Genomic DNA, 24,971 nt, shown 5'->3' with positions numbered 1-24,971 from the left:
ACGACTGCCCACTCGAGCACGAGAGAACCGCGTCACCAGGCCCCCGGCACCCCAGTCACCCAGGCCCCAGGGGCCCAGTCACCCAGGCCCCAGGCACCCGGGGCCCCAGGCACCCCAGGCCCCAGGGCCCCAGGCACCCCGGAGCCGCCTACACGCCCTCGCTTCGGTGCACGACGCGCCCGTCAACGACGGTGAGCAGCACTGGCAGGCCGGGCAGCGCCTCAGGCTTCGCCGCCACTGGGTCGCCACCGAACAGTGTGACGTCGCCGACAGCCCCCACCGAGAGGTGCCCCCTGTCGCTGTGTCCGCGGGCAAGGGCAGGCCACAGCGTGTACGCGAGGAGGGTGTCTTCGCCTGTCAGCCGTTCGCCTGGCTCGAAGGGCGCCTGCCCGGCCGACGGGTCGTGGCGTCCGCGTGCCCATGCCATTCCGACGCGGGGGTCGTAGTCGGCGACGGGCCAATCAGATCCGAGTGTGAGCCGCGCACCGGCGTCGAGTACGCTCTGGGCCCGGTAGCCTGTGCCCCAGCGATCCTCGCCAAGGCGCTGCGACCAGTTGTCTGAGTTGTCTTCCCTGCGCCACTGCATGTGCAGGGGCTGCATGGATGCGGTGATGCCAGAGCCGCCGAGCTTCGCAACGTCTGCGTCGCTCATCACCTCGAGATGTTCGATCGAGTGCGCGGGGAGCCCGGCTGCCCGCGCCGGCAGGTCTGCGTAGGCGTCGAGCACGTCGTTCACCGCCCGGTCTCCGACAGCGTGCGTCGCGACGAGCATCCCCGCGTCGTGGTAGCGGCCGAGCACCCGCAGATATTCGGGCCATTCCGGCCACGCCGCGCGCAGCCCCTCTCCCTGCGTGTCGAGCTCGTGCAGCAGCGCTGTCCCAGTGTCGATCACTCCGTCTGAGAAGAGTTTTACTGCGCCGCCCTCCCACAGGCGGCCGCGTTCGTCTTTCGCGGCGATGATCCGATCCTGATCCGCATCCGTGAAATGCACCCTGTGCCATTCGTGCACGACGATGCGCTGCGGGAGCCTCCCGCGCGATTCGAGTTCGCGAAGCATCTCGCGGGTGCGCGGGCCGCCGTCCATGATGGCGCAGCCTGTGAGTCCGGCGGCTGCGAACCGCAGCAGCACGGCTTCGAGCCTGTCGAGCTCGGCCTCGAGGTCGGCCATCGGTACGGCCTCGGTCATGAAGCTCAGCACCGACATCTCGCAGAGCTCGCCAGTGAAGCGGCCCGTCTCGTCGACGACGGTCTCGCTGCCGTCTGGGTAGCGGATCGGCTCTTCGACCCCGGCTGCGGCGAGCGCCGCCCCCGAGGCGAGACCTGTGTGCCCGTCGTAGAACCTGAGGAAGACTGGGCGGTCGCCAGTCACTTCCTCAAACGCCGAGCGGTCGATGCCGCCCACCTCGAACATCTCGTACTCGAGGTTCCACCCCTCGAGCCACTCGCCCGGGGCGAGCCTCGCGTGCTCGGCGGCAAGGCGGTCACGCAGCTCGGCGATCGTGCTCACACCGCCGAGGTCGATACCTCGGGTCGACACTGCCCCGGAGTCTGGGTGGGCGTGCGAATCCCAGAGGCCTGGCGTGAGCGTGCCGCCGCGAGCGTCGATGATCTCGATGCCTGCGGGCGCCGCCTGACGGATCTCGTCGTCGGTGCCGACAGCGGTGATGACGCCGCCCTCGATAAGGATCGCTGTCGCAGCACCTTCACCGCTTTCCGCGACGTTCCGCCGCAGGCGGGCACCCACGACGGCGAGGGAGCCTCCGGAACCGAACGCCGCAGCGCTTCCCGTTCCGGTATCGGCCGCTACTCCGGCCCCTGCGCCAGCCAGTGCGCCTTGGTCAGTCGCCTCGCTCATTCGATCTCCTCCCCGAGGGCGGGCGCGGCGGCGGTGCGTGTGCTCACCTGCGCGCCAGCGTCGCCGCGCTCGGCGCCGTCGATGTCAAGCCCGGGAGCCGGCCTGCGGAAGCCCTTCGTGAGGAACGCGAGGTAGACGACTCCTGCCGCGAGCCAGAGGCCCCCGACAGTCAGGGCGAGCGGGCCGAGGCTGAAGAGCAGGAACAGGTCGACTGCCGCGCCGAGCACGGGGATGAGGATGAACCCGAAGAAGTGGGTGCGAATCGGCATCCTGTCGCGGTTTTTGAACCAGAGCACGAAGACGCAGACGTTCGCGACGGTGAAGGCGAGGAACGCGCCAAAGTTGATGAGCGAGGTCGCGTCGCCGACGGTGAGGAACTGTCCGATGAGGCCGATCGCGGCGATGAGCAGGAGGTTGAAGACCGGTGTGCGGAACTTGTCGTGCAAGAACGCGAACGCCTTCCGCGGGAAGACGCCGTCGCGGCCCATCACGAAGAGCAGTCGGCTCCCGCTCGCTTGTACGGCGACGCAGGAGGCGATCCCGCCGATCAGGATCGTCGAGTTCACGAGCCCCGCAAACACCGGCCCGCCAATGAGGTTCAGCACTTCAAAGCCGGCGGTGTCGGTGTTTGCGAACTCGGTGCCGGGGTGCGACCACTGCATGACGAAGGAGGTGAGCACGAAGATCACGCCACCTGCAAGTACCACGTAGACGATGCCGCGCGGAACGTTGCGCTTCGGGTCTTTGACTTCCTCGCTGAGCGTGCTCACCGCGTCAAACCCGAGGAAGGAGTAGGCGGCGACTGCCGCGCCCGCAGCGACCGCGGAGATCGTCGCGCCCTCGGGCCAGATCGCGACACTCACTTCGTTCGTGGTTCCCGAGGCGAACGCGATGCCGAAGCCGATGAGCGCGAGCACACCGACGAGGGTGAGCAGGAGCAGCACCCTGTTGAACCTGTCGGCGAGTTTTAGCCCGACGACGTTCACGAGGGTGCAGAACGCGATAAGGATCAGGCCCCACGCCCACGGCGGCAGGAAGGGGAACTGCGCTGAGAAGTAGAGCGCGGTGATGAGCCAGGCGACCATCGGGAGGAACATGTAGTCGAGCAGGATCACCCAGCCCGACAGAAACCCGACTTTGCCGCCGAGCGTGCGCCTTGCGTACGTGTAAATTGAGCCGGCCGCAGGGAACGCCCGCGCGAGCTTTCCGTAGCTCAGGGCCGTGAGCACCATCGCGAGGGTCGCGAAGACGTATGCGAGCGCTGAAGCGCCGTGCGACAGCGTCGCGATGACCCCGAAGGTCGCGATGACGACGGCTGGCGCCATGTACGAGAGGCCGAAGACCACCAGGCCTGTGAGCCCCAATTGGGGAATGAGTTTCTTCACCTGTTCTGACATTGCTGATCGCTCCTTTGAGATCGGGTGGCTGGGTTGGTGTTAGTGGGAAGCGGGGCGCCAGGTTGCTGGCGTGATCCGGCCCCCGTAGATGGGAAGGTCTATGGCGGCGCCGTCTTCGATGCCGTCGAACTGCTGCCAGACTCGGTTGAGCCCGGCAGTGCCCGACGTGCGGACCTCGCGGGCGGTACCGAGCCTCAGCACGTCGGTCACGACGCAGGGCTCCGCGCCGACCGCACGGCTGCGCACTCGGCCCTCGGGGTCGACGATGAGGCTCTGGCCGACGCCCGCCGGGGTCGCAGCGTTCACGCTCGCGATGAAGACCTGGTTGACTATCGCGTTCGCGCGGGCGAGCACGAGCTCCTGCTCTCGGTCTATCGTCGGCGTGAGCACGACGTTGATGATCGCCTCGCAGCCGTCCCAGGCGAGTTGTCGGTGGATCTCGGGGAACCAGGCGTCGTAGCAAATGGTGAGCCCGATCCGCCCTCTGCCTGGGATGTCGAATGAGACGATCTGGTTGCCTGGCGTGCAGGTTTCGTAGGGCCGCCACGGAAAAATCTTGCGGTAGCTTGCGACGAGTTCGCCGGCCGGCGAGTAGACGGGCATCGTGTTGAAGCGCGCGTCGCCGTCTGCCTCGACGACGCTGCCGGGAATGAGCCAGACGCCGTGCGTCCGTGCGATCTCAGCGAGTCGCGCGCATCGGGGGCCGTCGATCGGCTCGGCGTTGTCGGCGAGCGCGTCGCTACCTGTGAAGCCCTCCGCGGGGTTCGTGAGGTGCAGCTCCGGGAACACGATGAGTTCTGTCGCGGGGTACGAGGCGAGCACCCGGGAGACCTCCGCCTCAAGCGCGTCGAGCGACGGCGACGAGGTCAGCTGCATGAGCGCGATAGGGAGCGCGCGGGAGCCGCTCCCTCCGGTCACGGCTTCCTCGCCGTTCACAGGCTCGGCCACCAGTCAGCTCCGGTCCAGAGCGAAAGCTCGGCCTCAAGCGCCGCGCCGATACTGAACACAGTCTGGTCGTCGTACGTGCGCCCGACAATTTGTACGCCGGTGGGCACCCCGTTTGAGGCGCGGCCCGAGGGTACTGCGAGCACAGGCACCCTGCCGATGATGTTGAACGGCATCGTCAGCATGGTGCTGAACACCTCGTCGATGTTGTCGGCTGGGGCGTCGGCCGCGAGGTCGGTGCTCGCGACCGTCGGGCAGACAAGAGCGTCGTAGCTCTCGAGCAGCTCACCGAGCGGGCGGTAGAACCGCGTTTCTCCCTCGAGCCCCTCCGCGTAGCTCAGCGAGCTGCCGGCGCGGTCAACGAACGCGCGGGTGTACGGCATCATGAGCTCGCGGCGGCTCTCATCACCGTGCAGCGTGTCCTCGATCGAGGTGCCCATGATCGCGCCGAAGTGGGTCCACATGAGCTCGAAGATCTCGTGCTTCGTCCATGGCAGCTCGACCTCGTCGACAGTGGCTCCCGCTGCCCGCAGCGCTTCGCCGACGGCGAGGGTGTTCGCGCGGACCGCGGGGTCGAGCTCGTAGTCGCCGAGCGTGAGGCAGAGCGCGATCCGCGTGCCCGCGAGTGCGTCAGGGTGAGCGGTGAGCGTGAGCCGTTCGCGGAGCGAGGCTTGGTCCCCCGGCCACGCGCCAGCCATCACGTTCTGCAACCGCGCGACGTCTGCAACCGATCGCCCCATCGGCCCGTCTGCGCAGTAGGTGTCGCTGTTGAACGGGGCAAGGCCTGGGATTCGGCCGAATGGCGGCTTGAAGCCGACGACGCCGCAGAAGGAGGAGGGAATGCGGATCGATCCACCGATGTCTGAGCCCGTGGCGAGCAGAGTCGATCCTGCGGCGAGCACCGCACCAGAGCCGCCCGAGGAGCCACCGGGCGTGATGTCGGTGTTGTGCGGGTTGCGGGTCACGCCCCACAGCTTCGAGTGCGTCACCGAGGAGCAACAGAACTCGGGGTTGGTCGCGCGCGCGTGGATGACGGCGCCCGCCGCGGCGATGCGCTCGACGAGTGGGTGTGTGACGTCGGCGCGCTCTCCTTTGAGCAGCAGGGAGCCGTCCTGGGCAAGATGTCCTTTGATCGGCTGCTCGTCCTTGAGGATCAGTGGGATCCCTTCGAGCGGCCGAGCGGTGCCGTCCCTGAAACGCTGCTCGGACTCCTTCGCGGCAGCGTATGCCGACTCACGCAGGTCTTCGCTGACTGCGTTGATCGCTGGCTCCGCGTGGTCGAGCCGCGCGAGCGTCTGGGTGAGGAGCTCGACTGGCGAGAGCTCTCCCGACTCGAACAGTGCCGTCGCCTCTGTGGCTGTCAGGTGGGTGATTGACATACTTCTCCCTTAGTATCGGACGCTTCGTTGCGTCGCCGTACACTGTACGGTGCGCGATGTATGGCTAGTAAAGTGAAGAAATGTCCGAGTGTCAAGAGTTTCAGTCGAACGCCGATCAGGGAGCCGAACAGCCAGCCCCCCTGAGCCGGGCCTCAATCACCGACGCGGCAATCACCTTCATCGAGGAGAACGGGCTGACGAAGCTGTCGATGCGAACACTCGCATCGACGCTTGGCTGCGGCACGATGAGCCTGTACTCGCACGTGAAGAACCGCGACGACCTCATCGCAGCCATCGTGCAGGAGCTTCTTGAGCGCAGCAGGCTCCTGCTGGTGACAGGCACCACCTACCCCACCTGGCAAGAGCAGATCCGCGCTTCGCTCTTCGCGTACCGCGACCTCGCCGCCGCCTACCCGGCGTCTTTCGAGCTCCTCGCGCTCGCGCCCTACGGGGCCGCCGCCGTCGCCGAGCACCTCGAGGGAATCGTCGAGTCGCTGCGCCGCGCGGGCGTTCCAGCCGATCGAGCATACGAGGTGCTCGGCGCCCTCGACGCGTACGCGACCGGGTTTCTCATGGTGTGGGCGCGCACGCTACCCCTCGACGAGGCCGCTGAGCCTGCCGACGATTCGCCACTCACCGCGCTCCGCACGCTCACGGCGTTTGACCACGGCCTCGATGTGTTCATCGCCGGGTTCGAGCGCGAGTTCACGCCCTAGCGGCATCCCAGGCTCAGCCCAGCCTAGCCCGGCCATGCCTCGCCCAGTCCCGCCAAAGAGCACGTTTCTCGCCAAAACGCCCGAAACCTACCGCTGAAAACAGGCCGTTTGGCAGGAACACTACTCTTTCGCGGCGGCTAGGGAGAGCGTGCCCCGCAGCCCCCGCACGACAAGATCCAGCTACCCGCCGCAGCAACTTGATTCACAAGGCCCCGAAGAGCTCGCCTGGGTCCGTCCGCGAAGACTATGTCTCTCATCCATGGTGACGATCAGTCGATCGTGCTGCCCAACTAGACAGAGATCGAGGTGCTTCGGGCGGCGATGCGCGACGGTGCGCTCGACCACTACGCGAGCACGCGCCGGGCCGGCTAGGAAATGGGAACAACGAAGGCGGCCTGGGGTTGATCCCGCGTTCGCGGAACCTGCCCCAGGCCGCCGTATTCGTGTCAGCGTGCTCTGACCTCACCCATCTCGTACTGGCTTACACGCCGGTCCCATAGCGGCCTGTTGAAGGGGTCGTTTCGACGTGCGCTACGAGAGCCTATGGGGTCAATCTGCGCGACGATGATCTCTTTGCCCCCTCCGGCCCGTGCCAACGGCCATCCGGTGTGATCGGCGATCATGCTGCTTCCGATGAACTGCTGTCCGCGCTCGATGCCGTACCTACTTGCAGCTGCGACATACATTTGATTGCTGTGCGCTCCTGCGGTGACCATGAGGTGCGCAAGGGGCGGCATGTCTGCGGGTTGGTGTGGGTTGGGTACCCAGTCACTCGGAGCGAGAACCAGGTCGGCACCCTCCACGGCCAGCGATCGAAAGCTCTCAGGTACCCACGCGTCGTAGCAGATCAACATCCCCACCCGTCCAAACGGGGTTTCGGTAACGGGGTACCCAAGGTTGCCTGGATCAAACGCCAGGTTCTCCGAGTTCCAAAGATGGACCTTGCGGTAGAGCGATTCGACCCCGTTCGGACCAACGAGCACCGCGCTGTTGTACAGCGCGCCCCCGTCTGCCTTCTCGCCGAAGCCGCCGCTGACCCAGACGTTGTGCTCCTTGGCCAACTGTTCCCAGGCGCGAATTGTCGAGCCGGTGAGCGGTTGCGCAGCAGCCGCAGACTCTGCCCGGTCGGCGAACGCCCAGCCCCCACTCGCACACTCTGGAAGGACAATAACGTCCGCTCCGAGCGCTACCGCGCCCCGGATAGCTTCCACCGTCATGTCAGTGTTTGCTTCGATGTCGCCCAGAATTGGGTCCGTCTGCGCGCACGCTACGACGATGCTGGTGCTCGAGCGTTCGTCCGGGTCAACCATCGGTTTACTTCCCGCCCTCGGTGAGAGTAACCGTCATCGGTTCGAAGTCAGCCCCGATCAAATCGACGTCACTTTCCTCGAGCAATCCAAGTGCTGCTGTGTGAACATCGGTCCGGAAGGCGTCCGCATCAGGCTTCTCCGAGATCACTCCGCCAGCCAAAGCTATGTCGATCGTCTGGTCCCAATCAGCCTGCTTGAGCGTTCCGATCTCTGCCGTTGCCCCATCCCAGATGAGCTTATTGATCTCATTCATCATCCACATCTGGTGGCTCTCTCCGAGCGCGCTGCCCCGTTCGAGAACGTAGCCAACGCACTGCTTGGCGTCGTCGCGGCACGAAGCCCACCCCTGATAAGTTGCGGCGAGGAATCGGGCTGCGATGTCAGCGTTGTCGCCTTCGTTGAGCCACTTTCCTCCCGCGTAGATCCCGTCCTCCAGTGTCTGGTAGCCGAGCTCCTGGAGGTTAATGACAGAGAAGTCCTCGGGCTGGTAGAGCTCGCCCGTGTCGGGGTTCTTCGTGGCGAGCAGCTGTGCATACTCGTTGTACGTCTTCGCCTGAACGACGTCAGCTTCGCGGTTCAACAGCAGCGACATGTCGAACGGCTGCTGGACGACATCAAAGTCCTTCTCGAAGTCGACACCCTCGCCTTCGAGGGCCGATCTCAAGGTCAGGTCGTTGCCGCCGCCCCAGGAACCGACCTTCTTCCCCACAAAGTCCTGGAGCTTTTCGATCCCGGAGTCGGCCCACGCCACTTCGAGATACGCTCCGTGCTGGAAGATCTGCGAAATGTTCACAATGTCCGCGCCCTCTTCCCGAGAGGCCATGCTCTTCACCACGTGACTCACCGCAAACTGCGCGTTGCCTGACGCGAGAACCTGTTGGGGCACGACATTCGTGCCTCCCTCCTGAATCGTGACGTTCAGGCATTGATCCGCATAAAATCCCTCCTCGGCAGCGGCAAAGTACCCGGCGAACTGCGCCTGCGCGACCCACTGCAGCACAACGGTGACGTCGTCGACCTTTTCGCAATTCTCATTTGCGGGCTGACTCGAGCTTCCCGGGTCCGACATACCCGAGCAGCCAGCGAGCCCGACGACGAGGGCTGACGTTGCCCCAAGCGCGAGCAGAGCCCGGCTAGAGAGGTGTTGCATCTTCATTGATGTCTCCTTTAATTGAGGTACAGAACTTCGGTATAGGTATTTACAAAACTGTCTGCTGCCATGGCACGAGCACACGGCCCACGAGCAGAACGACTCCGTAGGCGACAAGGCCAAGAATGCTCGCTGCGAATACAGCGGCCCAAGTGAGAGTGAACTGTGAGAGCGCTGCGGAGTTCGCAATCATCACACCGAGAGCGTTCGCTGTGCCGCCAAAGTACTCGGCAACAATGATGCCGATCACCGAGAGCGTCGCGCCGACTTTGAGCCCGTCGATGAGCGACGGGAGCGCACCAGGGATCCGAACGTAGAGCAGAAGTTGGCGACGCGAGGCGCCAAGAGAGTCAAGGAGCTCCCGGTGCAACGGATTCACCGCCAACAGCCCTCTTGTTGTGTTCACCATCACTGGGAAGAACACCATGATCGCCGCAACGGCAATCTTGGAGAAAATGTTCGTACTCCCAAACCACGCGTTAAAGATCGGTGCGAGAGCAACCACGGGAGCGCAGCTGAGTATCGCAACGAGAACAAGCGCCGTCTTCGCGAATCGTTCGAACAGGCTCACAACGAGGGAAGCGACAATCGCCAGGCTCGCCCCAAGCAGGATCCCACCAAAGACGCCCACGGTGGTAACACGAGCTGCTGACACGAGCGCACCGAAGTCAGAGAAGAACCGGGCAACGATCCCTGATGGTGCCGGCAGAATGTACGTTGGCACGTTTGCGCCTCGCACGATCAACTCCCACCCCACCAGTACGATAAGGCCAACAACGAGAGCGGGTACGGCGGCTTTGAGCTTGGGGAGTTGCCCGAGCCGGACCGTCGGCTGTCGTCCGATCCCGATTGCCTGTGTTGCGGTCATCAGACACCCGCCACAGTCGGTTCGAGTACGGAATGCAGCGCCTCGCGAACATGAGTCTCGGCGTCATGAAACGCCTCGCTCGAACGAGTGTCATCGACCCGCGGGTACGGCAGGTCAATGGGGATGCGCGTTGCGATACGCCCTGGGCGTGGGGACATCACGACTACCTCGGTGGAGAGGAACGTGGCCTCAGAAACGCTGTGCGTAACGAACACGATCGTCGTGCCAGTCTCACGCCAGATTCGCAACAATTCTCTCTGCAGATACTCACGGTTCATCTCGTCGAGGGCCCCCAGCGGCTCGTCCATCAACAAGATCTTGGGCTCGAAGGAAAGAGCACGGGCGATTGCGGCTCGCTGCTGCATTCCGCCCGAGAGCTGACGTGGCCTGTGGTTTTCGAATCCGTCCAACCGCACGAGCTCGAGCAGCTCACGAGCCTTTGACGCGCGCTTTTGCGCATTCACGCCTGCAACCTGCAGCGGGAGCTCTACGTTTTGTTGGATGGTGCGCCAGTCCATGAGTCCCGGCTGCTGAAAGACCATGCCGTAGTCACGGTCACGACGGCTCGTCTTTGCACTCTTGCCAAAGATTCCAACCGCTCCCTCGTCAGGGTCAAGCAGGTCACCAATGAGCCTCAACAGGGTGCTCTTACCGCATCCAGAAGGGCCGAGTAGCGAGACAAAGGCCCCCTCCTCGATATCAAGGTTGATATCTGCGAGCGCCGGGATTGCCTGGCCAGACACGTGAAAGGTCTTACTGGCGTTTGTGATGGAAATTGCGTTAGCCATTGACGTTCCTCTTTCTCAGTACGAAGAGTTCTACGAGAGTAATGATTTGCACGAAGACAACCCCGCCGAGAGAGGCCACGAGTACCGCGGCGAAAAGTGTCTCCGGAGAGTTGCTGTAGTAATACGCGGCTGTAAGGATGGCCCGGCCAATCCCCAGCCCCGTTCCCGCGGACAGCTCACCAACGATTGCACCAATCACCGACGCAGTCGCAGCCAGCCGCAAACCAGTGAACAGGCTTGGCACTGCGGAGGGGAAACGCAGCCACCACAAGATCTGCCAGCGCGAGGCCGAGACGCTCTGCATCAATTCCACTTGCACAGGGTCAGGGCTGTTCAGCCCAGTAAGCATATTGATCACAACGGGAAAGAACGAGAGGTACGCGGCAATGATGGTGACGGCGACCCAGCTCGGGAGCCCAGCAGCACCCGCCCAGACAACAATGATCGGTGCCAATGCGACAAGCGGGATGGTTTGTGACATTACGAGCCACGGAAGCAGCCCGCGGCTCAGAACAACGACCTCGCGAAGAGCAACTGCCAGGACACAGCCGATAAACGCGCCTATGACGAGCCCAATTCCGGCCTCGCGGAGAGTGACAGAGAGCTGGGTAAGTAGATACCCAAAGAGCGTCTGTCCGCCCCCTCCGCTTGTGGGCTCAGCCAGCGCCCCAAGAATGACTCCGACATGGGGCATGGCGTAGTCAGAGCTTGAGATTGGCAGCGGAATCTGCGTGAACGGAACCTTGTCTCCGGTGAGCGTTCCAAGAGCCTTATACCCTTCCCATAGCAGCACAACTGACAGGATCGCAACGAGAACGGTGATTATGAATCGATAGACCGCTTGAATACCTTGACGGGAAGGCCCTCGCGGCTTATCCCTAAATTCCTTATTTTGACTGGCTAAAGGCCGAGCCAATGTGGTCTGCGCCATTGCATCCCTTTCAAAAGTGAACCATTGGTTCTATTTATGGTAGCCGACGGCTCCGGAATCCGCAGCTACGAATCTCATCACATTTCGATCACACAGCTTTGTGCGCCGAACGGGGTTCGATTCTTGCGCTCAGGCCGCGGGATTCTCGGAGAAAAGGTCGATGGTTGACCCCCACCGAAGTGCCCGCAAGCTCTCGAGCGTGTCGAGGTCATTGCGCAGCACGCTGTCAGCCGGCAGCCTGACCGGTGCGTACCCGAGGGCCAAGTGGCGCGCGGCAGAGCCCACCCCAAACCCAACCGGGCGTCGGCTGCCTGCGCGCAAAGCAAGAGCAGTCGTTCCTGTGCCAGCACGATCCGGAATGTAAACGTCTTTGCCCCCGGTTGGCAGGTCGGCAAGGAGCGAGTCCACGGCCTGAGGGTTGATCCCGGGAAGGTCAGCATGGATCACCAGACGTGGGGCACGGGGACTGCGCCTGGCAGCTAGCGCGAGCCCCTCGCGGACGGCCCCGTTGAGCCCGCCCCCAACCTGCTGCACAAGGAAGGTCACTTGAGCATCTGGAAAGTGCTCCTGAACTGCAACGTCAGACACGACGATAACCTCGTCGACTTGCGCCGTACGTTTCAAGGTTCTCACGCATCCCTGGGCAAGACGCCGCGCAATATCCGACACAGTTGAAGCGGGCAGGTCGGGTCGCAACCGTGATTTCGCAGTGCCAAACCCGCGAACAGGAACGATAGCGGTCCACCCAGTCGCAGCGTCCATCGGCCTACTCCGCCCGAGGGTCCAGCACCTTGCCCGCCGCAACTGCGGCGAGTGCGGACCGGTACCCTTCTTCGAAAGCCTCTTGCGTTCCGAGGGAGAAAAGATCCAACTCGAGGTCTCGGTTGATATGCCGGGCGCGCTGATCAGTCCCAGGAACAACATACTCGCCCAACCCCCGCACGAGGGCTACGGGGATTCCGGCTGTCTTTCCTTTCACGAGGTCTGAAGCAGCTGCGATCTCATCAGCGACGCAGCGTTGTGTGACCGTAAGCGGTTTCCCTGCGGTGTCCACGCCTCCCCGCTCGTCTGCGTAGAGGGCAACATTCGCACTTCCGATCGCAATGTCAGTTTGCCCGTAGCGCCACGGCCGACCGACAGTGTCCGTGATCACGATCCCAAGATCAATGCCGAGTGCATCTCTTAGTTCGTTCGCGAGCCTTCGAGCAGACGCATCAGGATCCTCGGGGAGCGCGAGCACCCAGTCTCCAGCAACGTTACTTGCGTCCACGCCCGCGGCTGCGGCGACCACCCCGAGGCGGTTCTCGACGATTGCAGACGCGTTGGGACCGCGCATACGCGCGACAACGCGGACCGTATCTCGTTCGATGAGTTTGGCGCGTTCCGAGGCAGGGATGAAACAGTCCTCAACCTTTGAGACAACCTTGCTTGTGACAGCAAGCACGTCACCGTCATCGACCGCAATTCCAACGAGCGAACGAACAATCTCCGTCGCGAGTGAGTGGTCCGGCGTGAATTCGGGCAGGCCAATGAGCGGAATAATCTCTAACCCAGGTGTTCGTTGCATGCGCCTCGCTCCTTTGCGATACGTGAGTTGTGGTGATCGAGGGGAGCCCGGGGGTTCCGGCTCCCCGCGCGGACGATCAGAACCCCGCGGGAACCTGCGGCGTGAAGATCGTCTTGTAGTGCAGGTACGGGATGATTGCTTCCGCACCGAGCTCGAAGCCCACCCCTGAGTTCTTCCTACCCCCGAACGGTGCACCGATGTCGAAGTTCGACATGTTGTACGCAACGGTCCCAGTCTCAATGCGCCGCGCGGTTTCGATGCCTAGGGTCTCGTCGGCGGTGTAGACGGCGCCCGACAGCCCGTACTCCGAGTCGTTGGCGAGATCGATTCCCTCCTCGAGGTCCCCGCTGTAGCGCGTGATCGATACAGCCGGGCCGAACACCTCTTCGCGGAAGATCGTCATGTCGGGTGTTACATCTGCGAACACGGTCGGCTCGACGAAGAACCCCCTGCCGGTCACGGCGTTCCCGCCCGCAACAGCCCGTCCACCTTCCTCGCGCGCGATCCGGTAGTAGCGTTCAATGGATTCGCGATGCCCTGCGCTCACGACCGGCCCAATGACTGTCTCCGGGTCAAACGAGTTCCCTACCTTCCATCGGTCTACCTCGGCCGCAACGGCATCGACGACATCGTCGTACAGCACATCGGGCACGATAAGGCGTGAGTTATTCGTGCAGGCCTGTCCGTTGTTCGAGAAGCTCAAGTCGTGCAACTCGGAAATGAGCGTGTCGATGGAAGCGTCCTCGAGCAGCAGCGCTGCCGATTTTCCACCAAGTTCGAGCGTGACTGGCTTCAGGTTCTCGCCACACATACGCCCAATCTTGCGACCGACAGGCGTCGAGCCAGTGAACGCGATCTTGTCGATCCCGGGATGTCCGATGAGGTGGTCACCCGTCGCACGGTCACACGGCAGGATGTTGATCACGCCAGCGGGAATACCCGCTTCGGCCGCCGCATCAGCAATCAGAAACGAGTTCAGCGCGGTGAGCGATGCTGGCTTGATCACGGCGGTGCATCCAGCGGCGAGCGCAGGAGCAAGCTTGAAGAACAACGTGCTGAGCGGAAAATTCCAGGGCGCGATCATCCCGACGACACCGATGGCCTCGCGGCGCACAAGCGAATGCCCCCGGCCGGCAGGCCGCAAATCCTCCAGCTCAGTTGACCCGATGATGTCGGCGTAGAACCGCAGAAGCGACGAAGCAGTGTCGGCATTGCTGAACCGCGAACGCTCGAATGGAGTTCCGACCTCTCGGGAGATGAGACCGCCAATCGCGTCCCGTTGTCGCTCAATCGCGTCGGCGAACCGACGCATTACGGCGGCTCGCTGCTGGGGCGAGTACCCCGCCCAGCCATTGCGGTCGTTGAGCGTAGCGCGCGCTGCTGCCACCGCACGATCGACCTCTTCTGGGCCCGCCAGAGCGTAGCTCCCTAGGTGTTCCTCTGTGTTCGAGTCGAAGTTCTCCCCGCGGCTGGAAGTGCTTGGCGTGACCCACGACCCTCCAACATAGAGTTCATTCCGTTCCATTGTTTTCTCCGTGTTCTGGTGGCGAACGGTCTCTGTTGCCACCCAAATCTGTCAGTTGCTAGCCGGCGACAAGTTCTTCGCGCAGCTGTTGGGCTCGGTGCACTTCAGAGACAGCAAGCACTGTCGCAGCCGCGCGAAGATCTAGATCTTCGTTGTCGGCGAATGCTTTCACCCGATTCCAGGCAGAAAGCATTCGCTGCTGAAGACGTTCCTCGACAACCTGCTCACTCCAACGGTATCCCTGGTTGGCTTGTGCCCATTCGAAGTACGACACCACAACACCGCCTGCATTGGCGAGGATATCGGGGACAACGATAATCCCTCGTTCGCCGAGGAGTCGGTCTCCCTCTGGCGTGGTTGGCCCATTCGCGCCTTCCACAACTATGCGCGCCCGAACAAGGTGAGCGTTGCCCTCGTGTAACACGCCCTCGACCGCAGCGGGAACGAGCAGGTCTGCCTCATCAAACAAGACCGAGTCCCGCTCTCGGGCTATCGCACCAGCGAAGCCCTCGAGGCGACCATGTTCTACAACGTGAAGCTGCAGTGCGGGAATGTCGAGGCCGTCCACATTGCTCAGCGCTCCAAACTCATCGCTCACCGCAACGACCCGCACTCCTGCCTCGTGGAGGAGCTGCGCAACTCCCTCTCCGACCTTGCCAAACCCCTGCACGATCGCGGTCGCCCCAGTCGGTTCGCCGATCTCTTCGCGGACCGCAGCCAAGGCGATCTCAGTCACGCCACGCGAGGTGGCGAGTGCTCGGCCTAGCGACCCGCCAAGCTCGAGCGGCTTCCCGGTAACAACACCGTGAGCAAGATGTCCTGCGACCACCGAATACTCGTCAAGGATCCAAGCCATGACCTGTTGATCTGTGCCGATGTCGGGCGCGGGGATGTCTTTGTCCGGCCCAAAGACATCCGCAAGCTCGCGTGTATAACGACGTGTCACACGCTCCAGCTCTGCTTTGCTGAAATCGCGGGGGTTGATCGCAAGCCCGCCCTTTGCTCCGCCGTATGGAATTCCGAGCAACGCGCACTTCCAGGTCATCCACATGGAGAGCGCCCGGACCTCATCAATGTCGACGTTCTGGGAGAACCTAATACCGCCCTTTGCCGGGCCAAGCGCGGTATTGTGATGCACTCGGTAGCCCGTAACGATACGGCTGCTGCCGTCGTCCATACGCACCGGGAACGACACGGCGACCTCTCGTTTGCAATGAGCATACGCTTGCCGCACCACATCACTCAGTCCGAGGTGTTCAGTAGCCTGTCGCAGTGTGCGGAGCGCCGCTTCGTGGGGGCCCGTTCGAGCCTCGTCCACAGCGGCGGCCGACAACGTTGCACTAACCATGTGCGACTACTCCTCTCAGGTTCCGACCCTTTCGAAGATCCTCGAAACCCTCATTGATATCCGACAGCGAGTACTCCCGCGAGACAAGCTCATCGAGTTTCAAAAGCCCCCGCTTGTAGAGGTCAAGCAGCAACGGTACATCTCGCCGCGGGTTGCACGAGCCATAGATCGTTCCGCGGATCGTCTGCTCTCTGAAGATGATCTGTGTTCCTGGCAGTTGCACATTCTTCTCCATAACGTCCTGCGACATACCTGCGAGCACGAGTCGCCCGCGGGTTCCGAGAGCACCGTAGGCGGCCGTCACGATTGGTTCGACCGTGTTTCCAGTGCAAACAATCACGGCGTCCGCGCCTCCAACGACGCCGTTGATCTCGCGAGCGTACTCAGCTGCGTCATCCATCGACTGGAAGGTCCGACTCGCACCAAAAAGCGTGGCAGTTTCGAGCTTCGCCGGGTTCGTATCCACCATGATGACTTCTCGCGCACCAGACAGACGGGCTCCCTGCACGGCGTTCACCCCAACCCCACCGCCACCGAGCACGATTACGACGTCGCCAACAGAGACCTCTGCGGCATGCACTGCGGCGCCCCATCCGGTCAGCACCCCGCAACTCGCGACCGCGACAACGGATAGCGGGATCGAAGGATCGACTGCAATAAGTGAGCGTTCTGAGACGACAGAGAACTGTGCAAACGTGCCGAGCCCACAATTGGCCGCAATCGCTTCACCTCCCGTTGAGAAGCGGTACAGACTCCGGTCTGCCGCGCCGGGAGCATTTGCGGATTGTGTGCAGAGGTTCGAGTGGCCGGTGACGCACCAGTCGCATTGACCACATGTGGGCACAAACGCGGCTGCAACATGATCTCCGACAGCCAGACTCGTGACGCCCGGGCCGAGTGCACGCACGATTCCAGCCCCCTCGTGTCCGCCGACTGCAGGGAGCTCACCGAGCCCGCCGTGCCTGAGATGCTCGTCTGAAAAGCACAGGCCCGCATGAGTAAACTCGACGAGCACCTCCCCCGCCTGCGGTTCTGCGAGATCGATCTCGGTAACCGTCCACTCCTCGCCTGCGTTGAGCACGGCCGCTGCTGGTGTTTTCATTGCTGCTGTCCTTTGTGTGATTTCGTAAATCGGGGGCCTGTGTCAGACTTCGGTGTCTGCAGATTTGGGGCTGTTGGGGGCACTGTATCTGGCCGCCGGCTCCTGCATCCCGGGCACCTGGATTGCTCCCGTACCAGGCTGTCCCGTCGCTCGATCAGCCTCATCGAGCGCGAACGAAGCGGGTGGGAACGCCTTTGAGAGCAGCAGGTGCACGAGTAACCCGGTGAGGAAAGCGACCGCCCAGTTGAGGTCGAAGAGTGGCTTGAGCACGGGAATTAGTCCGTGTTCCGGGAAAGGTCCACCGGTCGCAGGATCGGAGTACGCTCCACCTACCGACAACACGAGCGCAACGGCCATAGCGGTGAGGGCGCGCCAGTTGAAGCCGCGGGTGTAGGTGTACCGCCCCCCGTACTGGTAGAGCTCTTCCACGTTGAGGTAGCGCTTACGGTTAATCCAATACTCAGTTACAAGAATCCCGCCGACAGACCCGAGGAAGGCACCCGTAATGCCAAGCCACACAAAAATGTAGAGGTTGGAGCTCGCCATAAGGTTCCAGGGCTGCATGAGAATCGCGATCACACCAGTGATGAGACCGCCCATCTTGAAACTGACGAAGCGCGGGAATGCATTCGAGAAATCGTACGCCGGGCCGACCGTGTTCGCAGCCACGTTGACGGCGACCGTAGCAACGATGACACACAGCAGGCTAAAGAAGACGACGACCGCGTTCGGAATCATCCCGACGAGCTCCACAGGGTCCCAAATTGGACGACCCCAAACCTCAACCGTCGCAGCCGTGGTCAGGGCGCCAATGGTTGTGAAGACGACGACAGTGGGAGTGAGTCCAACAGACTGGCCAACAATATGTGCCTTCTGCGAGCGCGCAAAACGAGTGAAATCCGAGATATTCACTGACATCGTGGCGTAGAAGGCGATCATGCCCATAAGCGCGCCGGGGAAAATCGTCCAGAACTCCGGCCCCCAGCCGAGTGTGGAGTGCGGGGTCAGCACGGTTCCGAGATCTCCCGCGAGGTTCATCACCCAGATCATCAGGATGAACGCGACGACAAGGATGAGCGGCGCGGCCCAGTTCTCAAGTGTTCGAATCGACTCAATACCTCGAAGAACGAGGCCCATCTGAATGAGCCAAAAGATGCCAAACGACACCCACATCGTCCAGGGGTGGCCTCCGATCGGCGTGGCCTCTGACCACCAACTGCCAAAGAATACCGAGCTCAAGGTAAAGATGGCTTGTCCACCGACCCAGGTCTGGATCCCGAACCATCCGCAGGCAGACAGAGCCCGAATGATCGCAGGGACGTTGGCTCCGCGAATTCCAAATGCCGCCCGCGCGATGATGGGAAACGGAATCCCGTACTTCGCACCAGCATGGCTGTTAAGAAGTAGGGGGATCATCACGATCAGGTTGCCAAGCCCGATAATGCCAACGGCCTGCACCCAACTCATACCCATGTCAATGAGCCCGGATGCAAGGTAATAGGTCGGGATGCCGTGGGCGATACTCATCCACAGCGCAGCATAGTTGTAGGTGTGCCAAGTGCGGCCTGCCAACGGGACGGGCGCAAGGTCATCGTTGTAGAGACGACTCGTCTCAATGTTTTGGGTCGATACGAGCTCAATGCGCCCGGTTGAATCTTCGTTGATTGTCATGAAAACCTCTGAGATGAAAGTCTGTTGTGTGTGGGTCGGCCGTCTTCGGTGACGCCGCTACCCCGAGTCGGACGACGCGCGCATGAAAACGCGCGTCGCCCAGCTCGGCTAGTACTGCTCAGTCAGGGCCGAGTAGAGTTCTGGCCGGCGGTCGCGGAAGAACGGACGTCGCATGCGCGAAGCACGCATCTCATCGAGATCGACTTCCGCGACGGCGACCCCTTCCTCACCGTCAGCGACCTGCGCGAGCACCGTGCCGTCAGGCCCGTAAACCGCGCTCAGGCCAAAGTAATCCTTCGTGCCTTCGAGACCGACCCGGTTCGAGCAGATCACAAAGAACTGGTTGAAGGCGGCGTGCGCCCGGAGCTCGAGCTGGAAGACCTCCTTCATCGGCGCAGAGGCGGAAGCAACAGGCACACAGAGCACCTCGCCACCAGCCATCGCAACGGCTCGAGACAGTTCGGGGAAGTGCCTCTCGTAGCAGATGATCGTGCCAACAGACACCTCACCTGTGTCGACAGCGGAAGGGGCTTCCTGACCGGGCCTGAAATAAAACTTCTCTGGGAACCCATTCGAAAACGGAAGATGTGACTTACGGTAGGTATGACGCGCCTCGCCGTTCACAAACGTCACAGCAGTGTTGTGGAACACACCTGGCAGGTCAGTTCCTTCGAAGAAGGACGACACGATCGTGATGCCGTGCTGCGCTGATTTCACTCGCACGAGCTCATTCGAGGGTCCGTCAAAATCCTCGGCCCACTTGATGTATGCGGGGTCTGGTTCAGGCTGCACGAAGGGAATCGCGAAGAACTCGGGCATGAGCACGACCTTCGCGCCTTGCACGGCAGCCTCGTCGATAAGCTCGCCGGCGCGCATAAGCGTCGCCTCGCGGTCATCTGTCGCACGCAGTTGAAGTGCTGCCAGTTTCATTACTTCTCTCCAGTCTGAGGGACGCCGGTGAGCGCCACGCTCGAATTGGTGCGGTACTTCTTATTCACCGAGATGAGCACCGCAGTGAACGGCTCAAGGTGCCGCGCTAGCCGAAGCGCTCCAACATCGATGCCACGACCGCCAGTCACGAGCGATGCGAGGCGCATCACCTCTGCCTTCCCCGACTCGTCGTTGCCGCAAACGAGCACGTCCTCGTGGCTCAGGTCAGTCTCTACCTTGTGCAGGTTGACTGCCGAGAGGTGGTGAAACGCACCCGTCACATTTGCTTCGGGAAGCAGCCTCGCGGCTTCCTCGGCTGCGCTCAGATCGGGGATTTGTGTACCAACCGGACCTTGTTTGTCGAATGAGAGCGGGTTCACGCAGCTCACCACGAGCTTGTGCCCGATGACGTCAGCAAGTCCGCCTACGAGTTCTTCGTGTCCCTTATAGGGCACAGCGAGGATAACGGTGTCGGCGGAGGCCACTGCGTCCCGGTTGTTCGCTCCGGTGATTGCTCCCAGCGGCGCGTGCTCGGAGGTAAGTTTGGCAGCTTCGGTCGCTGCCCGCTCACCGTCGCGTGATCCAAGGATCACGGTCTCACCAGCAAGGGCGAGCCGCAGCCCGATCCCGCTTCCCTGGGGGCCAGTGCCCCCAACAATTGCGATGGTCATGCCGATTCCCTACTGCAGCGCTTCGGTGATGTTGACGAGCGTCGTACGGTGGTCTCCGTGAGTCGAGAGGACAGGCACTCGCACCCCTGCCTCACGGTATTCTTCGAGCTTCTGCACGACCGTGTCCGTCGACCCGCAGGCAGTGACATTCTGCACGAGCTCGTTGGGGACGAGCTGCATCGCACGTCGGATATCCTCCTTCGTTGCAGGCCAACCAGCGATCTTTTGAATCTCTTCGACAAGCTCCGGTTCGACGCCCGAGTGCGCGGCAATGTGCGGCTGCTGCATCAGGTACAGGGTCAAGAAGGCTTTGCAGTGGTCGATCGCTTCCTGCGGGTCCTTATCGTTCACGCTGCACGCGATGATCTGTGTCAGATCGATCTCTGACTTACCGTCTGTTCGCTTCGCGAGGCCGGCATCAATCGCTTGCTTCGCACCTTCGAGGTATGAGGGGGGCAACAGGAAGTCCATGTGTACGCCGTCTGCGATCTCACCCGAAAGCTCAAGCATGCGCGGGCCGACGGCACCGACATAGATCGGCACCGGCACCTCAGTGTTCTCGCGATACATGCTGTCGAAGCGAACACCGTCGATCGTGTAGAACTCACCATTGAACGTCACAGTGTCGTTGTTGAAGAGCTGCTTGAGGATCGTAATGTATTCGCGCATCGAGGCGACAGGTTTGCGGATGGGCGCGCCAAGCTTCGTGGCGAGCGGTTCCCACCACGCACCAATGCCGAGAATCGCACGACCGGGTGCGACTTCGTCGAGCGTCTTGAATGTCACACCCATGAGCGCGACGTTACGACTCTTATTGTTGACAACGCCGGTACCGATGCGAATCTGCTTGGTCTGTGAAGCAACAATCGCGGCGGGCACAATGCCGTCGCGAGCCATTCGGCCCTCTGCAACCCAGAACGAGTCGAAACCCTTCTCATCGGTGTACTGCGCGACCTCGTATGTCTCGGGGAGCGTCATCCGGTCGCCGACATGGATTCCAATGGGAAACTTCATTGTGATGCCTTTCGTGGGGTGCTCTGCCAACCTGCGTTGGCGGCAGTAAGCGGTGGGTTAGAAAAGTTGGGCTGCGCCGCGAGAGAGGTAGCGGCCACGGGTTGTCCGGGCCACCTCCTGCAGCTCACGGTCAAGGATCAGCGTCCGCCCACGGCTCATGACCGTTACGGGAAGGCCGCTTACGCGCATACCCTCATAGAGGTTGTAGTCGGTTCGGGAATGTCCACCCGCAGCGGTGATCGTGTGGTCTGCCTCAGGGTCCCACACCACGATGTCCGCGTCTGCCCCGACGGAGATCGTTCCCTTGTTGGGGTACATTCCAAAGAGTTTGGCGGGTCGAGCAGCCGTGATCTCGACAAACCTGCAGAGGTCGAGCGCTCCGCCCACGACGCCGGCTTCCCAGGCGACCATCATGCGGTCTTCGAGTCCGGGCACCCCATTCGGAGTCTTCGGGAAATACCCTGGAGACCGAAGCTTCTGCGGAGGCAAGTCTTCGGGCTGCTCCATACAGAACGCAGCATGGTCCGTCGCGAGCGTCGAGAGTCCGTCTGCACCAAGGTATTTCCAGAGGGCGGCCTGATTTGCTCGTTCACGAATCGGTGGTGAGCAAATGTAGCCAGCGGCCCGCTCCCCCAGCTCTTGATAATCTTCCAGCGCGGTGACGAGATACTGCGGGCAAGTTTCACCCCAAACGGGCAGGCCCTCACTGCGCGCAGCTGCGATTTCGGCCGCAGCCTGCTCGCTCGAGACGTGAACAACGTACAGGGGCGTGCCCACTTCTGCAGCGAGCACAATCGCCCGGTGAACCGCCTCAGCCTCCTGGGAATGGCCGTGAGCATCGACGTGGTGAATCTCGGCAGTCTTCCCTTCATCCAGAAGCTGCTGAGCGGCCCGGTTCACCATGTGCCCGTTTTCAGCGTGCACCATCGGGAACGCACCGAGCTTGAGAGCGAGGTCCATTCCAGCGAGAAGTTCGTCGTCTTCAACCATCTGCGTACCCGGGTACGCCATAAAGAACTTCCAGCTCGACACGCCTTGCTCGGTGAAGAGCCGAACAAGATCGTCGTGGACATCCGGCTGCTGAACCAATGGCGGCACGATCGCATGCAGTCCAAAATCGACAACACTCTTGGATTCTGCGATCGAGCGCCGCTCAACAAAAGTGTCGAACAGCGAAGCGTCTGGGCGCTTCTTGACGAAGTCGATAAAGGTAGTAGTGCCACCGAACGCAGCGGCAACCGAGCCTGTTGCGAAGTCATCAGCCGTTCGCGTCGTAAAGCCGTCAATTGGATACTCAAGGTGAGTGTGAACGTCGATTCCACCAGGCAAAATGTACTTCCCGGTTGCGTCGATCGTCTCGTCAGCATCCCACGCTTGCTCAACCCCGATGCCAACGATCCGTTCGCCGCGCACCAGCACATCAGCACGGACGAAGCCTTCCGCGTTCACCACGGTGCCACCGGCGATGAGTGTAGTGTGCCCCGCGTTTGTCGCTGATTCCATCGTCATGATGCGGGGCCTCCCGCAGTGTCGTAGTGTACATCGGCGATGTCGAGCACCTCGTCGAGGATCTCGAGCGCCAAGTTAATCTCCTCGTCGTTGATCACGAGGGGCGGCGTAAGCCGAAGCACATTGAAGTTCGATGCCAGGTACAGCCCCTTCGCCATTGCAGCCTTGTTGATCTCCTGCATCGGCTTGGCGGCTTCCCCAACCGCGTTGAACGGCACGAGCGGCTCGCGGGTGTCACGGTTCCGAACCAGTTCGAGCCCATAGAACAGTCCACGCCCACGAATGTCACCAATAGACGGGTGGCGTTTCGCAAGTTCAGCGAGGCCGGCTCCAAGTCGCTCGCCCTGGCGCCGCGCGTTGTCGACAACCCCTTCTTCTTCCATGATCTCGAGCGACGCGACAGCGGAGGCGCACGCGAGAGGATGCCCCGCATAGGTGAGCCCTCCCCAGAATTTATTGTCCTGAAGCCAGTCAGAGATCTTCGACGAAACTGTCATCGCTCCGAGAGGGACATACCCTGAGTTGAGCCCCTTTGCGGTGATCAGAATGTCTGGGGTAACGCCCCAGTGGTCACAGGCGAACAGCTCACCCGTGCGACCGAAACCAGCCATCACTTCGTCGAAAATGAGGATGATGCCGTACTTGTTGCACACCTCACGAATCGATCTCAGGTAGTTCTCACCAGGGTAGATGAGGCCGTTAGTCCCAGTGACTGGTTCGAGAATGACGGCGGCAACCGAGTACGGGTCCTCGAACTGCAAAATCTCTTCCAGGTGCGGTCCACCAGAGCAGACAGGACACGGGGAGGGGTGCCCCGCCGGGCACCTGTAAGTGTAAGGATCAAGCATTCGGACCACGCCCGGCATCGAGGGCTCAGCGTGCCAACGACGCGGGTCCCCGGTCAAGGCGATCGCGCCCGCGGTCGCCCCGTGGTAGGAGCGATATCGCGCAACAATCTTGTTGCGCCCCGTGACATGGCGCGCGAGTCTGATGGCGTTCTCGTTCGCAGCGGCACCACCTGTGGTGAAGAAACTCATCTTCAGGTCACCTGGCGTAATCTCTGCGAGTTTCTGCGCCAGACGGGCTCGCTGTTCCTCGGCAAATCCCGGCCCGATGTAGCACATCGTGTCAGCCTGATCTTTGATCGCCTGCACAAGCTTGGGGTTCTGGTGTCCAAGATTGCTGTTCACCAGCTGCGACTGAAAGTCCAGGAAACGATTGCCATCGTAATCCCAGAACCAGGATCCCTCGGCGCCTTTGATGGGGCGGGCGTTGAGACCACCCTGCTTCGACCACGAGTGGATGACGAACTCACTGTCTGCCGCGACGAGCTCTTCTTTTGACCATGCGACTGCGTTCATAATTCTGACTCTTTTCGTCGGTGCCTTCGCCATTAGGCGATGCTCACGGGAGCCTCGGCCCCGAAGGTCGCAAGACGAGCAAGCGGTCGCCCCGAATTCGCTGCGATGCAGGCGACAACAATCTCGTCAGCGCGCGGGGCATCTTCAATGCGGAAGGTGACCGTCTGATGATGCGAACGCGTCTTGGCGTCAGTCTTGTGCTTCAACGGAACGTCGATGGAAGCTCCCTGCAAGCCAATCTTTTCCGCTGCAGGCAACAGTTCCGTTCCGCCGGCTGCACGCCGGAATACGTTGCCAAACCGCAGGTTGTGGATCAACGCAGATCCGTGCTCGGTTTCGCCGTCGACGCCCACCAACGCTGCCTTACCAAAGGCCTCAACCTCATCGTCCAAGAGCCGAACACATTCGGGGCCAAGTAGTTCCCCGATCGCTTCCCCAAGCTCGTCAGCGAGCGTGACGACATCTTCAACGTAGCCCGCGCCATACGGGTTCGCAATGACAGCCGCGGCAACTGCAACACGGTGTGGTTTGGCGAGCTGCTGACCGTTCTCGCTGTGGATTTCCTCGACCAAACGAACGAGTTTGCGGATCTGTAGTGACATCATGTCCTCCCTGACATTAGCGACGTAAATACAGTGAACCATCGGTTCATAATTTTTGCAAGCTCATTTTTCTTAACCCCTTGAGCTCCGAGGAATCCACACTATCCACCACGGACGCCTTGCGCTATCCTTTAAATTCCTCAGACTATGAGGCACCAACGAACCCCCGCGACCCAGCGGCCAACTCAAGGCATTGGTTTTCAACGATGAAAATTAAAACGAACCGTCGGTTCAAATGTACGGTCTCACTTCTCACTGTCGGCGCTCTAGCGCTTCTCCCTGGGTGCTCATCACTCTCTCCGGAGGCCCCCGCACAGGTCACTCCAGGGCCA

Annotated in this window: 22 protein-coding genes; 1 reads left to right on the top strand and 21 read right to left on the bottom strand. The window is 61.8% G+C overall.

Annotation, left to right across the window (positions count from 1 at the left end):
• Positions 1 to 148: 148 nt before the first annotated feature.
• The 4 genes from KI794_RS01825 to KI794_RS01810 are packed head-to-tail and all read right to left on the bottom strand — an operon-like array spanning position 149 to position 5,576.
• The gene (locus KI794_RS01825; protein WP_255808922.1) at positions 149 to 1,855 is read right to left on the bottom strand and encodes an amidohydrolase; all 1,707 of its coding nucleotides are present in this window, start codon (positions 1,853 to 1,855) and stop codon (positions 149 to 151) included.
• Positions 1,852 to 3,252 (bottom strand): APC family permease, encoded by a 1,401-nt coding sequence (locus KI794_RS01820; protein ID WP_255808921.1) that lies wholly within the window; start codon positions 3,250 to 3,252, stop codon positions 1,852 to 1,854. The genes KI794_RS01825 and KI794_RS01820 overlap by 4 nt, the downstream gene beginning before the upstream one ends.
• 39 nt (positions 3,253 to 3,291) lie before the next feature.
• Complete coding sequence (locus KI794_RS01815) at positions 3,292 to 4,200, bottom strand: carbon-nitrogen hydrolase family protein (RefSeq protein WP_255808920.1); 909 nt, start codon at positions 4,198 to 4,200, stop codon at positions 3,292 to 3,294.
• Positions 4,185 to 5,576: an amidase gene (locus tag KI794_RS01810; protein ID WP_255808919.1), complete on the bottom strand. Its 1,392-nt coding sequence runs from the start codon at positions 5,574 to 5,576 to the stop codon at positions 4,185 to 4,187. Before KI794_RS01810 ends, KI794_RS01815 begins: the two co-directional genes overlap by 16 nt.
• Before the next feature lie 80 nt (positions 5,577 to 5,656).
• On the opposite strand from KI794_RS01810, the gene KI794_RS01805 reads away from it, so the two are divergent.
• Positions 5,657 to 6,292, top strand: a complete 636-nt coding sequence (locus KI794_RS01805; RefSeq protein ID WP_255808918.1) for a TetR/AcrR family transcriptional regulator — start codon at positions 5,657 to 5,659, stop codon at positions 6,290 to 6,292.
• 446 nt (positions 6,293 to 6,738) lie between these two features.
• Here the strand turns inward: KI794_RS01805 and KI794_RS01800 are convergent, their stop codons facing one another.
• From KI794_RS01800 to KI794_RS01720, 17 genes are all read right to left on the bottom strand, one after another.
• On the bottom strand, positions 6,739 to 7,602 hold the full coding sequence (locus KI794_RS01800; protein ID WP_255808916.1) for a nitrilase-related carbon-nitrogen hydrolase: 864 nt from the start codon (positions 7,600 to 7,602) through the stop codon (positions 6,739 to 6,741).
• Positions 7,603 to 7,606: 4 nt separating this feature from the next.
• Positions 7,607 to 8,758, bottom strand: a complete 1,152-nt coding sequence (locus KI794_RS01795; protein WP_255808914.1) for an ABC transporter substrate-binding protein — start codon at positions 8,756 to 8,758, stop codon at positions 7,607 to 7,609.
• A 43-nt stretch (positions 8,759 to 8,801) separates the two neighbouring features.
• Positions 8,802 to 9,620: an ABC transporter permease gene (locus KI794_RS01790; protein ID WP_255808912.1), complete on the bottom strand. Its 819-nt coding sequence runs from the start codon at positions 9,618 to 9,620 to the stop codon at positions 8,802 to 8,804.
• Complete coding sequence (locus tag KI794_RS01785; RefSeq protein ID WP_255808911.1) at positions 9,620 to 10,408, bottom strand: ABC transporter ATP-binding protein; 789 nt, start codon at positions 10,406 to 10,408, stop codon at positions 9,620 to 9,622. The genes KI794_RS01790 and KI794_RS01785 overlap by 1 nt, the downstream gene beginning before the upstream one ends.
• The gene (locus tag KI794_RS01780; protein WP_255808910.1) at positions 10,401 to 11,201 is read right to left on the bottom strand and encodes an ABC transporter permease; all 801 of its coding nucleotides are present in this window, start codon (positions 11,199 to 11,201) and stop codon (positions 10,401 to 10,403) included. The genes KI794_RS01785 and KI794_RS01780 overlap by 8 nt, the downstream gene beginning before the upstream one ends.
• A gap of 267 nt (positions 11,202 to 11,468) precedes the next feature.
• Positions 11,469 to 12,101 (bottom strand): NTP transferase domain-containing protein, encoded by a 633-nt coding sequence (locus tag KI794_RS01775; protein ID WP_255808909.1) that lies wholly within the window; start codon positions 12,099 to 12,101, stop codon positions 11,469 to 11,471.
• 4 nt (positions 12,102 to 12,105) lie between these two features.
• Positions 12,106 to 12,906, bottom strand: coding sequence for a coenzyme F420-0:L-glutamate ligase (gene cofE / locus KI794_RS01770; protein ID WP_255808908.1), 801 nt, complete (start codon positions 12,904 to 12,906; stop codon positions 12,106 to 12,108).
• A 76-nt stretch (positions 12,907 to 12,982) separates the two neighbouring features.
• Entirely contained in the window at positions 12,983 to 14,431 is a 1,449-nt protein-coding gene (locus tag KI794_RS01765; protein WP_255808907.1) for an aldehyde dehydrogenase family protein, read from the bottom strand.
• Between the two features lie 58 nt (positions 14,432 to 14,489).
• On the bottom strand, positions 14,490 to 15,779 hold the full coding sequence (locus KI794_RS01760) for a Glu/Leu/Phe/Val family dehydrogenase (protein WP_255808906.1): 1,290 nt from the start codon (positions 15,777 to 15,779) through the stop codon (positions 14,490 to 14,492).
• Positions 15,772 to 16,881, bottom strand: coding sequence for a zinc-binding dehydrogenase (locus KI794_RS01755; RefSeq protein ID WP_255808905.1), 1,110 nt, complete (start codon positions 16,879 to 16,881; stop codon positions 15,772 to 15,774). The genes KI794_RS01760 and KI794_RS01755 overlap by 8 nt, the downstream gene beginning before the upstream one ends.
• A 42-nt stretch (positions 16,882 to 16,923) precedes the next feature.
• The gene (locus tag KI794_RS01750) at positions 16,924 to 18,552 is read right to left on the bottom strand and encodes an NCS1 family nucleobase:cation symporter-1 (protein ID WP_255808904.1); all 1,629 of its coding nucleotides are present in this window, start codon (positions 18,550 to 18,552) and stop codon (positions 16,924 to 16,926) included.
• Between the two features lie 108 nt (positions 18,553 to 18,660).
• The gene (locus KI794_RS01745) at positions 18,661 to 19,482 is read right to left on the bottom strand and encodes a carbon-nitrogen hydrolase family protein (protein WP_255808903.1); all 822 of its coding nucleotides are present in this window, start codon (positions 19,480 to 19,482) and stop codon (positions 18,661 to 18,663) included.
• A complete protein-coding gene (gene npdG / locus KI794_RS01740; protein ID WP_255808902.1) occupies positions 19,482 to 20,153 on the bottom strand; it encodes an NADPH-dependent F420 reductase in 672 nt (223 codons plus the stop codon). Before npdG ends, KI794_RS01745 begins: the two co-directional genes overlap by 1 nt.
• A gap of 9 nt (positions 20,154 to 20,162) precedes the next feature.
• The gene (locus KI794_RS01735) at positions 20,163 to 21,167 is read right to left on the bottom strand and encodes an LLM class flavin-dependent oxidoreductase (protein ID WP_255808900.1); all 1,005 of its coding nucleotides are present in this window, start codon (positions 21,165 to 21,167) and stop codon (positions 20,163 to 20,165) included.
• 57 nt (positions 21,168 to 21,224) lie between these two features.
• The gene (gene hydA, locus KI794_RS01730) at positions 21,225 to 22,676 is read right to left on the bottom strand and encodes a dihydropyrimidinase (protein ID WP_255808899.1); all 1,452 of its coding nucleotides are present in this window, start codon (positions 22,674 to 22,676) and stop codon (positions 21,225 to 21,227) included.
• Complete coding sequence (locus KI794_RS01725; RefSeq protein ID WP_255808897.1) at positions 22,673 to 24,037, bottom strand: aminotransferase class III-fold pyridoxal phosphate-dependent enzyme; 1,365 nt, start codon at positions 24,035 to 24,037, stop codon at positions 22,673 to 22,675. Before KI794_RS01725 ends, hydA begins: the two co-directional genes overlap by 4 nt.
• A gap of 32 nt (positions 24,038 to 24,069) precedes the next feature.
• Complete coding sequence (locus KI794_RS01720; RefSeq protein WP_255808895.1) at positions 24,070 to 24,639, bottom strand: amino acid synthesis family protein; 570 nt, start codon at positions 24,637 to 24,639, stop codon at positions 24,070 to 24,072.
• Between the last annotated feature and the right edge of the window lie 332 nt (positions 24,640 to 24,971).

Source organism: Leucobacter aridicollis, assembly GCF_024399335.1.
GTDB lineage: Bacteria > Actinomycetota > Actinomycetes > Actinomycetales > Microbacteriaceae > Leucobacter > Leucobacter aridicollis_A.
Note: the sequence above shows the minus strand (reverse complement) of the source record. Positions and strands in the feature narration are given on the sequence as shown.

Coding starts and splice junctions, on each gene's coding strand:
- KI794_RS01825 (WP_255808922.1), bottom strand. CDS start 1,855: ATGAGCGAGGCGACTGACCAAGGCGCACTGGCTGGCGCAGGGGCCGGA.
- KI794_RS01820 (WP_255808921.1), bottom strand. CDS start 3,252: ATGTCAGAACAGGTGAAGAAACTCATTCCCCAATTGGGGCTCACAGGC.
- KI794_RS01810 (WP_255808919.1), bottom strand. CDS start 5,576: ATGTCAATCACCCACCTGACAGCCACAGAGGCGACGGCACTGTTCGAG.
- KI794_RS01805 (WP_255808918.1), top strand. CDS start 5,657: ATGTCCGAGTGTCAAGAGTTTCAGTCGAACGCCGATCAGGGAGCCGAA.
- KI794_RS01800 (WP_255808916.1), bottom strand. CDS start 7,602: ATGGTTGACCCGGACGAACGCTCGAGCACCAGCATCGTCGTAGCGTGC.
- KI794_RS01795 (WP_255808914.1), bottom strand. CDS start 8,758: ATGAAGATGCAACACCTCTCTAGCCGGGCTCTGCTCGCGCTTGGGGCA.
- KI794_RS01790 (WP_255808912.1), bottom strand. CDS start 9,620: ATGACCGCAACACAGGCAATCGGGATCGGACGACAGCCGACGGTCCGG.
- KI794_RS01785 (WP_255808911.1), bottom strand. CDS start 10,408: ATGGCTAACGCAATTTCCATCACAAACGCCAGTAAGACCTTTCACGTG.
- KI794_RS01775 (WP_255808909.1), bottom strand. CDS start 12,101: ATGGACGCTGCGACTGGGTGGACCGCTATCGTTCCTGTTCGCGGGTTT.
- cofE (WP_255808908.1), bottom strand. CDS start 12,906: ATGCAACGAACACCTGGGTTAGAGATTATTCCGCTCATTGGCCTGCCC.
- KI794_RS01765 (WP_255808907.1), bottom strand. CDS start 14,431: ATGGAACGGAATGAACTCTATGTTGGAGGGTCGTGGGTCACGCCAAGC.
- KI794_RS01760 (WP_255808906.1), bottom strand. CDS start 15,779: ATGGTTAGTGCAACGTTGTCGGCCGCCGCTGTGGACGAGGCTCGAACG.
- KI794_RS01755 (WP_255808905.1), bottom strand. CDS start 16,881: ATGAAAACACCAGCAGCGGCCGTGCTCAACGCAGGCGAGGAGTGGACG.
- KI794_RS01750 (WP_255808904.1), bottom strand. CDS start 18,552: ATGACAATCAACGAAGATTCAACCGGGCGCATTGAGCTCGTATCGACC.
- KI794_RS01745 (WP_255808903.1), bottom strand. CDS start 19,482: ATGAAACTGGCAGCACTTCAACTGCGTGCGACAGATGACCGCGAGGCG.
- npdG (WP_255808902.1), bottom strand. CDS start 20,153: ATGACCATCGCAATTGTTGGGGGCACTGGCCCCCAGGGAAGCGGGATC.
- KI794_RS01735 (WP_255808900.1), bottom strand. CDS start 21,167: ATGAAGTTTCCCATTGGAATCCATGTCGGCGACCGGATGACGCTCCCC.
- hydA (WP_255808899.1), bottom strand. CDS start 22,676: ATGACGATGGAATCAGCGACAAACGCGGGGCACACTACACTCATCGCC.
- KI794_RS01725 (WP_255808897.1), bottom strand. CDS start 24,037: ATGAACGCAGTCGCATGGTCAAAAGAAGAGCTCGTCGCGGCAGACAGT.
- KI794_RS01720 (WP_255808895.1), bottom strand. CDS start 24,639: ATGTCACTACAGATCCGCAAACTCGTTCGTTTGGTCGAGGAAATCCAC.